This is a genomic window from Kineococcus xinjiangensis, from assembly GCF_002934625.1.
In the GTDB taxonomy this organism is placed as follows: domain Bacteria; phylum Actinomycetota; class Actinomycetes; order Actinomycetales; family Kineococcaceae; genus Kineococcus_A; species Kineococcus_A xinjiangensis.
In genome coordinates this window covers 239125-253817 of the sequence record NZ_PTJD01000005.1, presented here as the reverse complement: position 1 = coordinate 253817, position 14693 = coordinate 239125, and the positions used below count along the sequence as shown (strand labels likewise).

Below are 14693 nucleotides of genomic sequence, written 5' to 3'. Positions count from 1 at the left end.
GGCGGAACCCCGCTGGGCGCCGCGCTGCTCGTCGGGGAGCCCCGCCGGGAGCCGCGCGGCGCCCAGCGGGGCTCAGGGCCCCGGCGGGCTCAGGGCCCCGGCGGGCTCAGAGCCCCGGCGGGCTCAGACCGGGAAGCGCAGCAGCGGGTCGACGAGGATCGCCGCCGACAGCAGCGTCAGGTACGAGATGGAGCCGTGGAAGACCCGCATCGGCTGCAGCGCCTGCAGCTGCTCCCGCGTGCTGGCGGCGTCGGCGTCTCGCTCGCTCTCGAAGCGGCGGGCCCGGCGCAGCAGCGCGTGGGACTGGGCGAGGAAGCCCGCACCCAGGAGGACGGCCGCCACCGCGTAGATCCAGCCGGCGCCGCCCACGGGCACCAGCAGCAGGGAGCAGGCGACCATCGCCCACGCGTAGGCCACGACCTGCCGGGCCACCGTCACCGGGCGGGCCACCACCGGCAGCATCGGCACGCCGGCGTTGGCGTAGTCGTCCTGGTAGCGCATGGACAGCGGCCAGTAGTGCGGCGGCGTCCAGAGGAAGATCACCCCGAAGATGACGAACGGCGCCCACGACAGGCTGCCCGTCACCGCCGTCCAGCCGATGAGCACCTGCATGCAGCCGGCGACCCCGCCCCAGACGATGTTCTGCGACGTCCGCCGCTTCAGCAGCAGCGTGTAGCCGACCACGTAGAGCAGGATCGCCAGCAGGGCCAGCAGCGCCGAGAGCGGGTTGACCACCGACCAGAACAGCACCACCGACACCACGCCGAGGGCGGAGGCGAAGACCAGGGCCTGGCGCGGCGTCAGCTCGCCCGTCACCAGCGGCCGGCGCTCCGTGCGGTGCATGAGCCGGTCGATGTCACGGTCGAAGTAGCAGTTGAACGCGTTGGCGCTGCCCGCGGCGAGCGCACCACCGACGAACGTGGCCAGCACCGTGCGCCACGGCGGCAGCCCGCCCGCGGCGAAGAACATCACCGGAACGGTGGTGATGAGCAGCAGCTCGATGATGCGCGGCTTCGTCAGGGCGACGTACGCCTTCACCGTGCGGACCCACCGGGACCGACGGAGGGACCCACGTGCGCCACGGGAGCGCAGGACGTGGGCGGGAGCGTCGGAGGGACGCGGGTCGACGACGGTCACGATGTCCTCGGGGCGCGGGGGCAGGCGGACGGCTCCGATGGTACGCCGCGACGGCGGTGCACCGTCGCTCACCTGCCGCAGCGCACCCCGCACGGACGGCCGCGGGGCAGCTCTCAGACGGCGATCGTGGGTGTGCGGCGCCCGACACGCGGGCTGACCCGCGCGACACCCCGCCGCAACGAGCGCCCTGTAGCACTGTCGCGGCACCGGGTCCGCCTTACCCCGACGGCGTGGCGCCCGGTAGGCTCTTGACTTGAAGTGATCTTCGCCACGGGCAACGGCGCACCGGGCGGCCTCGGGACCCCGGTCCCGGTCGCCCCCGCGCCACGCCGTGTGGCGGGCGCTCGTGCGAGGTGGTGGACCGCCGCGCCCGCAGGTCGGGGCCCGGCAGACGACGGAAGACGGAGAGCGGACCACCCGCCGCGGCGCGACCCCAGGGGCGCTCGCGGCATGGAGTTCGCACGAGAGGAGACACGTGAGCGAGCAGACCCTCGAGTGGAGCGACCTGGACCGTCGCGCGACGGACACCGGCCGCGTCCTGGCCATGGACGCGGTTCAGCGGGCAGGCAACGGCCACCCCGGGACTGCGATGAGCCTGGCGCCAGTCGCCCAGCTGCTCTTCCAGCGCCTCATGAAGCACGACCCCTCCGACCCGGAGTGGGCGGGGCGCGACCGCTTCGTCCTCTCCTGCGGGCACTCCAGCCTGACCCTGTACGTCCAGCTCTTCCTCGCCGGCTACGGCCTGGAGCTGGACGACCTGAAGGCCCTGCGCAAGCTCGGCTCGAAGACCCCCGGCCACCCCGAGCACGGCCACACCGCCGGCGTGGAGATGACGACCGGCCCGCTGGGCCAGGGCGTCTCCAGCGCCGTCGGCATGGCCATGGCGGCCCGCCGCGAGCGCGGCCTGTTCGACCCCGAGGCCGCCCCCGGCACCAGCCCGTTCGACCACACCATCTGGGTGCTGGCCTCCGACGGCGACATCCAGGAGGGCGTCGCGGCGGAGGCCGCGGCCATCGCCGGGGTGCAGGAGCTCGGCAACCTCGTCGTCATCTACGACGCCAACCACATCTCCATCGAGGACGACACGGCGATCTCCCTCGCGGAGGACACCGGCAAGCGCTACGAGGCGTACGGCTGGCACGTGCAGACCATCGACTGGAGCAACGGCGGCGACGGCCCCTACGTCGAGGACGTCCAGGGCCTGCACGACGCCCTGCTCGCAGCGAAGGCGGAGACCGGCAAGCCGTCGATCATCGTCCTGCGCACGATCATCGCCTACCCGGCGCCGACGCTGCAGAACACCGGCAAGTCGCACGGCTCCGCCCTCGGCGAGGACGAGGTGCGGGCCACCAAGGAGATCCTCGGCTTCGACCCCGAGCAGACCTTCCAGGTCGACCCCGAGGTGCTCGAGCACACCCGCGGCGCCCGCACCCGCGGCCAGGCGCTGCGCGCCGAGTGGGACGCCGCGTTCGAGCAGTGGCGCGCCGGCGCCGGCGAGCGCGCCGAGCTCTGGGACCGGATGCGCACCCGCTCCCTGCCCGCCGGCTGGACCGACAACCTGCCCGTCTTCGAGGCGGGTGCCTCCATGGCCACCCGCAAGGCCTCCGGCGAGGTGCTCAACTCCCTCGCCAGGGCGCTGCCGGAGCTGTGGGGCGGCTCCGCCGACCTGGCGGAGAGCAACCTCACCACGATGAAGGGCGAGCCGTCCTTCCTGCCGGAGAGCCGCCAGACGAAGCACTGGCAGGGCAGCCCCTACGGGCGCACCCTGCACTTCGGCATCCGCGAGCACGCCATGGGCGCCATCCTCAACGGCATCGCCCTGCACGGGGGCACCCGTCCCTACGGCGGGACCTTCCTCGTCTTCAGCGACTACATGCGCCCCTCGGTGCGCCTCGCGGCGATCATGAAGCTGCCGGTGACGTACGTGTGGACGCACGACTCCATCGGCCTCGGCGAGGACGGTCCCACCCACCAGCCGATCGAGCACCTGGCGTCGCTGCGGGCCATCCCCGGCCTCGACGTGGTGCGCCCCGCCGACGCCAACGAGACCGTGTGGGCGTGGCGGACGATCCTGGAGAACACCGACCGCCCCGCCGGTCTGGCGCTGAGCCGGCAGAACCTGCCGGTCATCGACCGCTCCGCCGAGGGCGTCGGTTCCGCCGAGGGCGTCACGAAGGGCGGCTACGTCCTCGTCGAGGCGCAGGCCGCGTCCACGCCGCAGGTGATCCTCATCGGCACCGGCTCCGAGGTGCAGCAGGCGCTGCAGGCCCGGGAGATGCTGGAGGGCGAGGGCATCGCCACCCGCGTGGTGTCCATGCCGTGCCGCGAGTGGTTCGACGCGCAGCCGCAGTCGTACCGCGACACCGTGCTGCTGCCGAGCGTCAAGGCGCGCGTCTCCGTGGAGGCCGCCGTGGCGCAGGGCTGGCACGACATCGTCGGCGACCAGGGCCGCTGCGTCAGCCTGGAGCACTTCGGTGCCTCCGGTGACTACCAGGACATCTACCGCGAGTTCGGCATCACCGGCGAGGCCGTCGCGTCCGCCGCGAAGACCGCCCTCTCCAACCTGAAGTGATCGCAGTGCGGGGGCCGTCCAGACCTGGAACGGCCCCCGCACTCGCTCCCGCACCGGCGCCCGAGCGGGCGCCTCGACGCGGCGCCGGCGACCCGGCGCCGGAGGACTGAGGAGAAGCAATGAGCAACGCCCTTGCCCAGCTGGCGCAGCACGGGGTCTCCGTGTGGCTCGACGACCTGTCCCGGGAGCTGATCGAGAGCGGCGAGCTGTCCCGCCTCGTCGACCGCGGGGTCGTCGGCATCACCACCAACCCGACGATCTTCGCCTCCGCCCTGTCGAAGGGCGACGCCTACGCCGAGCAGGTCCGCGAACTCGCGGCCGCCGGCGCCGACGTCGACAAGGCCGTCTTCGAGATCACCACCGAGGACGTCCGCCGCGCCTGCGACCTGCTGAAGCCGGTCTACGAGAGCAGCCAGCACCTCGACGGGCGCATCTCCCTCGAGGTCGACCCGCGCATGGCGCGCGACACCGAGGGCACCATCGCCTCCGCCCGCCAGCTGTGGGCCGCGGTGGACCGCCCGAACCTCTACATCAAGATCCCCGCCACGGTCGAGGGCCTGCCCGCCATCACCCAGGTGCTGTCCGAGGGCATCAGCGTCAACGTCACCCTCATCTTCAGCCTCGACCGCTACCGCGCGGTCATGCAGGCCTTCCTCACCGGGCTGGAGCAGGCCCGCGAGAAGGGCCTCGACGTCTCCTCCATCGCGTCCGTGGCCTCCTTCTTCGTCTCCCGCGTGGACGCCGAGGTCGACAAGCGCCTCGACGCCGTCGGCTCCGAGGAGGCCACCGCCCTGCGCAGCAAGGCCGGCCTCGCCAACGCCCGCCTGGCCTACCAGGCCTACGAGGAGGTCTTCTCCACGCCGCGCTGGGACGTGCTCGCCGACGCCGGCGCCAAGCCGCAGCGGCCGCTGTGGGCCTCCACCGGCGTGAAGGACCCCAAGCTGCCCGACACGCTCTACGTCACCGAGCTCGTCGCCCCCGGCACCGTCAACACGATGCCCGGCAAGACGCTGGAGGCCACCGCCGACCACGGCGAGGTCACCGGCGACACCGTCCGCGGCAGCTACGACGAGTCCCGCCAGGTCCTCGACGCGCTGGAGCGCCTCGGCGTCTCCTACGAGGAGGTCACCGAGAAGCTGGAGACCGAGGGGCTCACCAAGTTCGAGGCCAGCTGGGGCGAGCTGCTGCAGACCGTCACCGACGAGCTGGACAACGCCCGCGCCGTCCAGGGCACCGAGAAGTGACGGCGCTGGAAGTCCGCGCCGAAGGAGCTGCGGCCGAGGCCGTCGCCGCAGTCGTGCCCGTCCTCGTCGGTGACTCCGTCGCCTCCCGCATCGCCGCGCAGGACGCGACGCTGTGGGGGAAGGCGGCCGAGGAGGAGGCGTCCGTCCGCCTCGGGTGGGTCTCGCTGGCCACCGCCTCCCGCCCCCTCGTGGAGCAGATCGCGGAGCTGCGCGAGGACCTTCGCGCGGAGGGCGTCGACCGCGTCGTGCTCTGCGGCATGGGCGGTTCCTCCCTCGCACCCGAGGTCATCACCCGCACCGCCGGGGTGGAGCTGACCGTCCTCGACGGCACCGACCCCGGCCAGGTCCGCCGGGCGCTGGACGACCGCCTCGACCGCACGGTGGTCGTCGTCTCCTCCAAGTCGGGCAACACCGTGGAGACCGACAGCCAGCGCCGCGCCTTCGCCGACGCGTTCACCCGCGCCGGCATCGACGCGGCCCGGCGCATCGTGGTCGTCACCGACCCCGGCTCCCCCCTCGAGGCCGCGTCGAAGGAGGCCGGCTACCGGGCCGTCTTCGCCGCCGACCCCACCGTCGGTGGGCGCTACTCGGCGCTGACCGCGTTCGGCCTGGTCCCCTGCGGCCTGGCGGGCGTGGACATCGGCGGGCTCCTCGACGAGGCGGAGGAGGCGGCGGAGATGCTCGCCGCCGACGACGAGGGCAACCCCGCCCTCGTGCTCGGCGCCGCCATCGCCGGCGGTGCCTCGGCCCGCGGCGACGCGCGGCAGGACCCGCCCGCCCGCGACAAGGTCATCGTCGTCGAGGACGGCACGCCCCTGGTCGGCTTCGGCGACTGGGCCGAGCAGCTCGTCGCGGAGTCCACCGGCAAGGAGGGCACCGGTGTGCTGCCCGTCGTCGTCGGTGGCGCCCACGCCCCCGAGGTCGCCTCCGCCGCCGCCGACGCCACCGTGGTGCGCCTCGTCGCCGACGACGCGCTCGGCAGCGACCACACCGGCTCCGGCGAGGGCTCCGGGGCGCAGGTGCGCGTCGCCGGCCCGCTCGGGGCGCAGTTCCTGCTGTGGGAGTACGCCACCGCCGTGGCCAGCCGGCTGCTGGGCATCAACCCGTTCGACCAGCCAGACGTGGAGAGCGCCAAGAAGGCCACCCGTGCACTGCTCGACGAGCGCGGCCAGACCCAGGAGGCGCTGTTCACCGACGCCGCCGTGGAGGTCCGCGCGGTCGAGGGCCTGCTGCCCGAGGGCGAGACCACCCTCGCCGGCGCCCTGGAGGCGCTGCTGGGCCGGCTCGACCCGCAGCGCGGCTACATCGCGGTGATGGCCTACCTCGACCGGGAGGCCGACACCGAGCTGGCCGAGCTGCGCGAGCTGCTGGCCCGGCGCACGTCCCGCCCGGTCACCTTCGGCTGGGGCCCGCGCTTCCTGCACTCCACGGGGCAGTACCACAAGGGCGGCCCCGCCACCGGCGTCTACCTGCAGGTGACGGGCGCCCCCGTGGACGAGGTCCCGATCCCGGGCATCCCGTTCAGCTTCGGGGAGCTCATCGCCGCCCAGGCCGCGGGTGACGCCTCGGTGCTGGCCGAGCACGGCCGGCCCGTGCTGCGCGTGCACCTCGCCGACCGCCGCGCCGGCATCGCGCAGCTGCTCGCCGCCGTCCGCTCCGGCGCCACCGGCTCCGGCGACGGAGGGGGCACGGGCGCATGAGCCCCAGCAGGATCTCCCGCAACGAGAACCCGCTGCGGGACCCGCGGGACAAGCGCCTGCCCCGCATCGCCGGCCCGTGCGGGCTGGTGCTGTTCGGGGTGACGGGCGACCTGGCCCGCAAGAAGCTCATGCCCGCGATCTACGACCTCGCCAACCGCGGGCTGCTGCCGCCGGGGTTCGCCCTGACCGGCTTCGCCCGCCGCGACTGGGCCGACCAGGACTTCGGCAAGGTCGTCTACGACGCGGTGCGCGCCCACGCCCGCACCCCGTTCCGGGAGTCGGTGTGGGCGCAGCTGGCCGAGGGCTTCCGGTTCGTGCCGGGTGACTTCGACGACGACGACGCGTTCGACAAGCTCGCGCAGACGGTCGCCGACCTCGACCGGGTGCGCGGCACGGGCGGCAACCACGCCTTCTACCTGTCGATCCCGCCGCGCTTCTTCCCCGTCGTGGCCCGCCAGCTGGCCCGCTCCGGGCTGTCCGCGCAGAACGGCGACTCCTGGCGGCGCGTGGTCATCGAGAAGCCGTTCGGCCACGACCTGGCCTCCGCGCGGGAGCTGAACTCCGTGGTGGAGCAGGTCTTCCCGCCCGACTCGGTCTTCCGCATCGACCACTACCTGGGCAAGGAGACCGTCCAGAACCTCCTGGCGCTGCGCTTCGCCAACGAGATGTTCGAGCCGCTGTGGAACGCCCGCCACGTCGACCACGTGCAGATCACGATGGCCGAGGACATCGGCATCGGTGGCCGCGCCGGCTACTACGACGGCATCGGCGCGGCGCGCGACGTCATCCAGAACCACCTGCTGCAGCTGCTGGCGCTGACCGCGATGGAGGAGCCCGTCTCCTTCGACGCGGCGGACCTGCGGGCGGAGAAGGCGAAGGTCCTCTCCGCGGTGCGCCTGCCGGCGGACCTGTCGAAGGCGACGGCCCGCGGGCAGTACGCCTCCGGCTGGCAGGGCTCGGAGCACGTCAAGGGCTACCTGGACGAGGACGGCATCCCCGCCGACTCCATCACGGAGACCTACGCGGCGATCGAGCTCGAGGTGGACACCCGCCGCTGGGCGGGCGTGCCGTTCTACCTGCGTGCGGGCAAGCGGCTGGGACGGCGCGTCACCGAGATCGCCGTCGTCTTCAAGCGGGCCCCGCACCTGCCCTTCGAGCGGACCGCGACGGAGGAGCTCGGGCAGAACGCGCTCGTCATCCGGGTGCAGCCCGACGAGGGCGTCACCCTGCGCTTCGGCTCGAAGGTGCCGGGCACCGCCATGGAGGTCCGCGACGTCACGATGGACTTCGGCTACGGCCACGCCTTCACCGAGTCCAGCCCCGAGGCGTACGAGCGCCTCATCCTCGACGTCCTCCTCGGCGACCCGCCGCTGTTCCCCCGCCACGAGGAGGTGGAGCTGTCCTGGAAGATCCTGGACCCCATCACCGCCTTCTGGGCCAAGAACGGCAAGCCCGAGCCCTACGCGTCCGGCACGTGGGGCCCGCCGTCGGCGGACGCCATGCTCGCCCGCACCGGCCGCACCTGGCGGCGGCCGTGAGGGGCGCGCCGGCCGTGGGGAGCACGCCGCGCGCGGTGGCGCCGTCCCGCGCCGTCCGGGCCCGCGCGCAGCAGCCGACGAGCATCCCGAGCAGAGGTGAGCCGAACCGATGATCATCGACCTGCCCAGCACGTCGACGAGCGCCATCAACAAGGCGCTGGTCGACCTGCGTGACTCCGGCGGCGTCGTGGCGCTCGGCCGCGTGCTGACGCTCGTGGTCGTCACCGACGACGCGCACGCCGAGGAGGCCATCACCGCGGCCAACGAGGCCAGCCGCGAGCACCCCTGCCGCGTCCTGGTCCTCGCCCGCGGCAACAAGCGCGGCACTGCGCGCCTCGACGCCCAGCTGCGGGTCGGCGGTGACGCCGGGGCCAGCGAGGTCGTGGTGCTGCGCCTCTACGGCCCGCTCGTGGAGCACGGCGAGACGACCGTGATGTCGCTGCTGCTGCCCGACGCGCCGATCGTCACCTGGTGGGTGGGGGCGGCGCCGACCGACGCCTCCGCCGACCCGCTCGGCCGGCTCGCGCAGCGGCGCATCACCGACTCCGCGGAGTCGCCGAACCCGGCCAAGGCGCTGGAGCAGCGCCGCGCGACGTACCGCGACGGCGACACCGACTTCGCGTGGACGCGGCTGACGAACTGGCGGGCGCTGCTGGCGGCGGCGATCGACCAGCCGCCGTTCGAGCCGGTCACGGCGGCGACGGTGGCGGGTGCGCCCGACTCCCCCAGCACCGAACTGCTCGCCGCCTGGCTGGCGCACCGGCTGAAGGTGCCCGTGACGCGGGTGCGGACCAAGCGCGGCGGCGGCGTGCAGAGCGTGCGCCTGGAGCGGAAGTCGGGGCCCGTGGAGCTGGTCCGTCCCGACCAGACCGTGGCCACCCTGACGCAGCCCGGGCAGCCCGACCGGCGCATCGCGCTGGCGCGGCGGCCCGTGAAGGACTGCCTCACGGAGGAGCTGCGCCGCCTCGACCCCGACGAGGTCTACGGCGAGGCACTGGTGCAGGGCCTGCCCAAGGTCGAGGCCGGGCGCACGGCCACCACCGGCCGGAGCGCGCAGAGGTCCATGGCCAGGGTCGCGGAGGAGCAGGCGGAGGCGGAGAAGGCCTCCGCACGCCGCTCCCGGGCCATCAAGCGCGCCACCCCCACGGAGCCCACCCAGCGCGGCACGGACCCCTCCGGGGCCGGAGACGCGGGCGGGGAGGAGGGTGCGGGCGAGGCCGCCCAGCCGGCGGCCGGCACCGCCCAGAGCGCGGAGAAGCCCAAGCGCAGCCCCCGCGGCGGCCCCTCGGCGCGGCCGCCGAAGACGCCCGCTGCGACGGGGACCGCCAAGCGGACCGCGACGGCGACCAAGCGCACTGCTGCCGCGTCCGGCGAGGAGGGCAGCGGCTCCGCCTCGGCGCGCGGCACGGGCGCGAAGCGGCGGAGGGCGCAGTGACGACCGCCGCCCGGCGGGTGCTGGTGCACCCGTCGGCGGAGGTGCTCGCGAACGCGGTGGCGGCCCGCCTCGTCACCGCGCTCGCGGACGCGCAGGCCGAGCGCGGTGAGGCCCACGTGGTCCTCACCGGCGGCACCATCGGCACCCGGGCGCTGGCGGCCCTGGCGCAGTCCCCGGCCCGGGAGGCGGTCGACTGGTCCCGCGTGCACGTGTGGTGGGGCGACGAGCGGCACCTGCCCGCCGGCGACGCCGACCGCAACTGCACCCAGGCGGAGGAGGCGCTGCTGCGCCACCTGCCGCTGCGGGAGGAGAACGTGCACCTCCCGCCCGCCGCCGACGGTGCGGGCCCCGACGTGGACGCCGCCGCGCGCGCCTACGCCGGGGAGCTGGCCGCCGCGGCCGGCGGCGACGGGGTGCCGGACTTCGACGTGCTGCTGCTCGGGGTCGGCCCCGACGGGCACGTCGCCTCGCTCTTCCCCGGGCAGGAGTTCGTGCACGAGGCGCAGCGCACCGTCGTGGGGGTCCCCGACTCCCCCAAGCCGCCGCCGGCGCGCATCTCGCTGACCCTGCCCGCCATCGGCCGCGCCCGTCAGGTGTGGCTGGTCGCGGCGGGGGCGGAGAAGGCCGAGGCCGTCGCCGCAGGCCTGGCCGGTGCCGACGTCGGCTCCATCCCCGCCGCGGGGGCGGCCGGCCGGGAGGCGACCCTGTGGCTGCTGGACGAGGCCGCCGCGAGCCGGCACAGCGGCTGAGGCGACGCCCACCTCGGCAGCCGAGCGCGGCTGCGCCGGGACGACGGGAAGGGCCCCGGACCGCGATCGCGGTCCGGGGCCCTTCCCGTCGTCGTGCCTGCGTCGTGCGAAGCGCTCCTGGCGCGCCCCTCCTCAGCCGAGGTGGGCGTCACCGCCGGCGCGCCCGCCGCGCACCCCGGGCCGCGGCAGCAGCCCGGGTCGCAGCGGGCTCAGCGGATCAGGCCGCGGGCTCGCAGACCCTCCAGGGCCTCGTTGAGGATGGCCTCGCCGTCGGCGTCGCTGCGCCGCTCCTTCACGTAGGCCAGGTGCGTCTTGTACGGCTCGTTGCGCGGCGGCGCGGGCGGGTTGTCCTTGTCCGTGCCGGCCGGGAAGCCACAGCGCGGGCAGTCCCACTGCTCCGGCGGCTCCACCCCGGACTCCTGGGAGAAGCTCGGCTTCGTCTCGTGGCCGTTGGCGCACCAGTAGGAGATGCGGATGCGCGGGGCGGTGTCGCCGCGCTCAGCCTCCCCCATCGGGCCGGCGCCGACCCTGCTGCCACGGATCGCGTTGCCACTGGCCACGGGAAACTCCTCGTCGGTCGTGCTCGGTCGTACTGCGTCAGGATGCGTGCGGAGCGCCGGCCCCCGCCGGAGCGCCTGGAACAGGGTAAGCGCTGGCCGGGGGCGCCGGGGCCAGCACCGACGCACTGCCCTCCGTGGGAGGGGGCAGAGGGGGCTGCTCACGCGAAGCGCTGCACGACGCCGAGGAGGATGACGCTCACGGCCCAGGACAGGGCCACCGCGACCGTGAAACGGTTGAGGTTGCGCTCGGCCATGCTGGAGCCGCTCAGGCTGGAGGACATGCCGCCGCCGAACATGTCGGAGAGCCCACCGCCCTTGCCCTTGTGCATGAGGATCAGCAGGGTCAGGAAGAGGCTCGTCAGAGCCAGCAGCACCTGCAGCGAGATGCGCAGAACGTCCACGCGGATCCTTCGTCTCGTCGGGGCCCGCACGCGGAGTGCGCGGGCGCGTCTGGGGTGGACACGGACTGTCGCCGAGCCTAGGCCATCGCGTGCTCAGCGGTGGCCGCACCCGCCCGGCCCGCGGAAGCGGGTCACCCGGTCCGGGGTGCGGGGGCTCCGAGCGCCCCCGCACCCCGTCCGGCCGGGATCGCGGCGGCCGGGCCCGCTCAGGCGGGGTGCTCCCGGAAGCGCACGATGGCCGCGAAGTCACCGGGATCGGTGCTGGCACCGCCGACGAGGGCACCGTCGACGTCCTCCTCGCGCATGATCGCAGCGATGCTGGCCGGCTTGACGGAGCCGCCGTAGAGGATGCGCACCGCGGCGGCGGTGGCCTCGTCCCACTGCTGCGCCACGGCCGCACGGATGGCTGCGCAGACCTCCTGCGCGTCGGCGGGGGTGGCGACCTCGCCGGTACCGATGGCCCAGACGGGCTCGTAGGCGATGACGAGGCCGGCGACCTGCTCGCCGCTGAGGCCCTCCAGCGCCGCGAGCACCTGCGCGGTGGTGTGCTCGACGTGGCGGCCCTCCTTGCGGACCTCCAGCGCCTCGCCGACGCAGACGATCGGCACCAGGCCGTGGCGCAGGGCGGCCTGGACCTTGGCGGCGACGAGCGCGTCGTCCTCGGAGTGGTACTGCCGGCGCTCGCTGTGGCCGACGGCGACGTAGCGCACGCCGAGCTTGGCCAGCTGCGCGCCGGACACCTCGCCGGTGTAGGCGCCGGAGTCCTGCGCGGAGAGGTCCTGCGCGCCCAGGGCGAGGTCGAGCTTGTCGCCCTCGATGAGGGTCTGGATGGAGCGCAGGCTGGTGTGGGAGGGCAGCACGGCGACCTCGACGGCCGAGTAGTCGTGCTTGGCGTCCTTCAGCGTCCAGTCCAGCTTCTGCACCAGGTGGGTGCCGGACTGGTGGTCGAGGACCATCTTCCAGTTGCCGGCGATGAGCGGGGTGCGGCCTGCGGTGGTGGCCATGGGATGTCAGTCCTCCAGGACGTCGAGGCCGGGGAGGTTCTTGCCCTCCAGGTACTCCAGGCTGGCGCCGCCCCCGGTGGAGATGTGCCCGAAGGCCTCGTCGGGGAAGCCCAGGGTGCGCACGGCGGCGGCGGAGTCCCCACCGCCGACGACGCTGAGGCCGGGCGCGCGGGTGATGGCCTCGGCCACCGCCCGGGTGCCGGCGCTGAACGCCTCGAACTCGAAGACGCCCATGGGCCCGTTCCAGAAGACGGTGCGGGCGTCGGTGAGGGCGGTGGCGAAGGCGGCGGCGGAGTCGGGGCCGATGTCGAGGCCGAGCCGGTCCTCGGGGATGGCGGCGGCCCCGACCACGTCGTGGGCGGCGTCGGCGGCGAAGGCGTCGGCGGCGACCACGTCGGTGGGCAGCACGACCTGCACGCCCTTCTCCTGCGCCGTGGCGAGGTAGCCCTGGACGCGCTCGACCTGGTCGGCCTCGAGCAGGCTCCTGCCGACGCCGTGGCCCTGGGCGACGAGGAAGGTGAAGACCATCCCGCCGCCGACGAGGAGGCGGTCACCGGCGGTGAGCAGGTTGCCGAGGAGGTTGTCGATCACGCCGAGCTTGTCGGAGACCTTGGAGCCGCCGAGGACGACCGCGTAGGGCCGCTCCGGTTCCTGCGTGAGGCGGCGCAGCACCTCGACCTCGGCGAGGACGAGGCCGCCGGCCGCGTGCGGCAGGCGCTGGGCGACGTCGTAGACGCTGGCGTGCCTGCGGTGGACCGCGCCGAAGCCGTCGGAGACGTAGGCGTCGGCCAGCGCGGCGAGGGCGTCGGCGAACTCGCCGCGCTCGGTGTCGTCCTTGCTGGTCTCACCGGCGTGGAAGCGCACGTTCTCCAGGAGGAGGACGCCGCCCTCGGGCAGGGCGGCGACGGCCGCCTGCGCCTGCTCACCGACGGTCTCGGTGCTGAAGGCGACCTCGGTGCCGGGCAGCAGCTCCGCGAGGCGGGCGTGCACGGGGGCGAGCGAGTACTTCGCCTCCGGGGCGCCCTTGGGGCGGCCCAGGTGGGAGACGACGACGACGCGGGCTCCGGCCTGGGCGAGGCGGCCCAGCGTGGGCAGGGACGCGCGGATGCGCCCGTCGTCGGTGATGCGGGGGGTGTCCCCGGAGTGGTCCAGGGGGACGTTGAGGTCGCTGCGCACCAGCACGGTGCGGCCCCGCAGGCCTCCCAGCTGCGCCTCGAGGTCGTCGATCGTCTTCACGGTTCCCTCTCCTCCGTACCGTCTGCGGCAGTGCCCGTGCTCGCCACCGTGCAGGTGGGCGCGCCCCGGCCCGGGACCCTCGTGCGGGTCCCGGGCCGGGGCGGTGCGGATCAGAGCGAGCTGCCGACCAGCTTCGCGAGGTCCACGAGGCGGTTGGAGTAGCCCCACTCGTTGTCGTACCAGCCGACGACCTTGACCTGGTCGCCGATGGCCTTGGTGAGCCCGGAGTCGTAGATGCACGACGCGGGGTCGGTGACGATGTCGCTGGAGACCAGCGGCTCGTCCGAGTACGTCAGGTACCCCTTCAGCGGCCCGTCGGCGGCGGCGCGGTAGGCGGCGTTGACCTCGTCGACGCTGACCTCGCGGCCGAGGGTGACGGTGAGGTCGGTGGCCGAGCCGGTGGGCACGGGCACGCGCAGCGCGTAGCCGTCGAGCTTGCCCTTCAGCTGCGGCAGCACGAGGCCGATGGCCTTGGCCGCACCGGTGCTGGTGGGCACGATGTTGAGGGCGGCGGCGCGGGCGCGACGGAGGTCCTTGTGGGGTCCGTCCTGCAGGTTCTGGTCCGCGGTGTACGCGTGGATCGTGGTCATGAGACCGCGCTGGATGCCGAACTCGTCGTCGAGGACCTTCGCCAGCGGCGCGAGGCAGTTCGTGGTGCACGACGCGTTGGAGATGATCGTGTGCTTGGCGGGGTCGTAGTCGCCGTCGTTGACGCCCATGACGAGGGTGACGTCGTCGTTGGTCGCCGGCGCGGAGATGATGACCTTCTTCGCGCCCGCGTCGACGTGCGCCTTCGCCTTGGTGGCGTCGGTGAAGAACCCGGTGGACTCCACCACGACGTCGACGCCCAGGTCGCCCCAGCCGAGGTTGGCGGGGTCGCGGTCGGCCAGGACCTTGATCGTCTTGTCGCCGACGCTGATCTGCCCGTCGCCCGCCTCCACGGTCTCGGACATCTTGCCGAGGATGGAGTCGTACTTGAGCAGGTGGGCCAGCGACTTCGCGTCCGTCAGGTCGTTGACGGCGACGATCTCGATGTCGGCGCCGGACGCCTGCACGGCGCGGAAGAAGTTCCGGCCGATGCGTCCGAAGCCGTTGATGCCGACGCGTGTCGTCATTC

Annotated in this window: 12 protein-coding genes; 6 read left to right on the top strand and 6 right to left on the bottom strand. The window is 74.0% G+C overall.

Annotation, left to right across the window (positions count from 1 at the left end):
- Nucleotides 1–123: 123 nt before the first annotated feature.
- The gene (locus CLV92_RS09160) at nt 124–1137 is read right to left on the bottom strand and encodes a heme o synthase (protein WP_211291010.1); all 1014 of its coding nucleotides are present in this window, start codon (nt 1135–1137) and stop codon (nt 124–126) included.
- A 475-nt stretch (nt 1138–1612) separates the two neighbouring features.
- Between CLV92_RS09160 and tkt the strand changes: the two genes are divergently transcribed.
- The 6 genes from tkt to pgl all read left to right on the top strand — a co-directional run bounded on the left by tkt (nt 1613) and on the right by pgl (nt 10375).
- Nucleotides 1613–3709, top strand: a complete 2097-nt coding sequence (gene tkt, locus CLV92_RS09155; protein WP_104432495.1) for a transketolase — start codon at nt 1613–1615, stop codon at nt 3707–3709.
- Between the two features lie 119 nt (nt 3710–3828).
- Nucleotides 3829–4953, top strand: coding sequence for a transaldolase (gene tal / locus CLV92_RS09150; RefSeq protein WP_104432494.1), 1125 nt, complete (start codon nt 3829–3831; stop codon nt 4951–4953).
- Entirely contained in the window at nt 4950–6653 is a 1704-nt protein-coding gene (locus tag CLV92_RS09145) for a glucose-6-phosphate isomerase (RefSeq protein WP_104432493.1), read from the top strand. The genes tal and CLV92_RS09145 overlap by 4 nt, the downstream gene beginning before the upstream one ends.
- On the top strand, nt 6650–8191 hold the full coding sequence (zwf, locus tag CLV92_RS09140; RefSeq protein WP_104432492.1) for a glucose-6-phosphate dehydrogenase: 1542 nt from the start codon (nt 6650–6652) through the stop codon (nt 8189–8191). The genes CLV92_RS09145 and zwf overlap by 4 nt, the downstream gene beginning before the upstream one ends.
- Nucleotides 8192–8300: 109 nt before the next feature.
- Nucleotides 8301–9626 carry a glucose-6-phosphate dehydrogenase assembly protein OpcA gene (opcA, locus tag CLV92_RS09135; protein WP_104432491.1) on the top strand — a complete coding sequence of 442 codons (1326 nt, stop codon included), beginning with the start codon at nt 8301–8303 and terminating at the stop codon, nt 9624–9626.
- A complete protein-coding gene (pgl, locus tag CLV92_RS09130) occupies nt 9623–10375 on the top strand; it encodes a 6-phosphogluconolactonase (RefSeq protein WP_104432490.1) in 753 nt (250 codons plus the stop codon). Before opcA ends, pgl begins: the two co-directional genes overlap by 4 nt.
- A 209-nt stretch (nt 10376–10584) precedes the next feature.
- On the opposite strand, the gene CLV92_RS09125 is transcribed toward pgl, so the two are convergent.
- The 5 genes from CLV92_RS09125 to gap all read right to left on the bottom strand — a co-directional run bounded on the left by CLV92_RS09125 (nt 10585) and on the right by gap (nt 14691).
- Complete coding sequence (locus CLV92_RS09125; RefSeq protein ID WP_104432489.1) at nt 10585–10935, bottom strand: RNA polymerase-binding protein RbpA; 351 nt, start codon at nt 10933–10935, stop codon at nt 10585–10587.
- A gap of 158 nt (nt 10936–11093) precedes the next feature.
- Nucleotides 11094–11336 (bottom strand): preprotein translocase subunit SecG, encoded by a 243-nt coding sequence (gene secG / locus CLV92_RS09120; protein WP_104432488.1) that lies wholly within the window; start codon nt 11334–11336, stop codon nt 11094–11096.
- A 206-nt stretch (nt 11337–11542) separates the two neighbouring features.
- Nucleotides 11543–12340, bottom strand: coding sequence for a triose-phosphate isomerase (gene tpiA, locus CLV92_RS09115; RefSeq protein WP_104432487.1), 798 nt, complete (start codon nt 12338–12340; stop codon nt 11543–11545).
- A 6-nt stretch (nt 12341–12346) separates the two neighbouring features.
- Nucleotides 12347–13576 (bottom strand): phosphoglycerate kinase, encoded by a 1230-nt coding sequence (locus CLV92_RS09110; RefSeq protein WP_104432486.1) that lies wholly within the window; start codon nt 13574–13576, stop codon nt 12347–12349.
- 110 nt (nt 13577–13686) lie between these two features.
- A complete protein-coding gene (gene gap, locus CLV92_RS09105; RefSeq protein WP_104432485.1) occupies nt 13687–14691 on the bottom strand; it encodes a type I glyceraldehyde-3-phosphate dehydrogenase in 1005 nt (334 codons plus the stop codon).
- Nucleotides 14692–14693 lie beyond the last annotated feature (2 nt).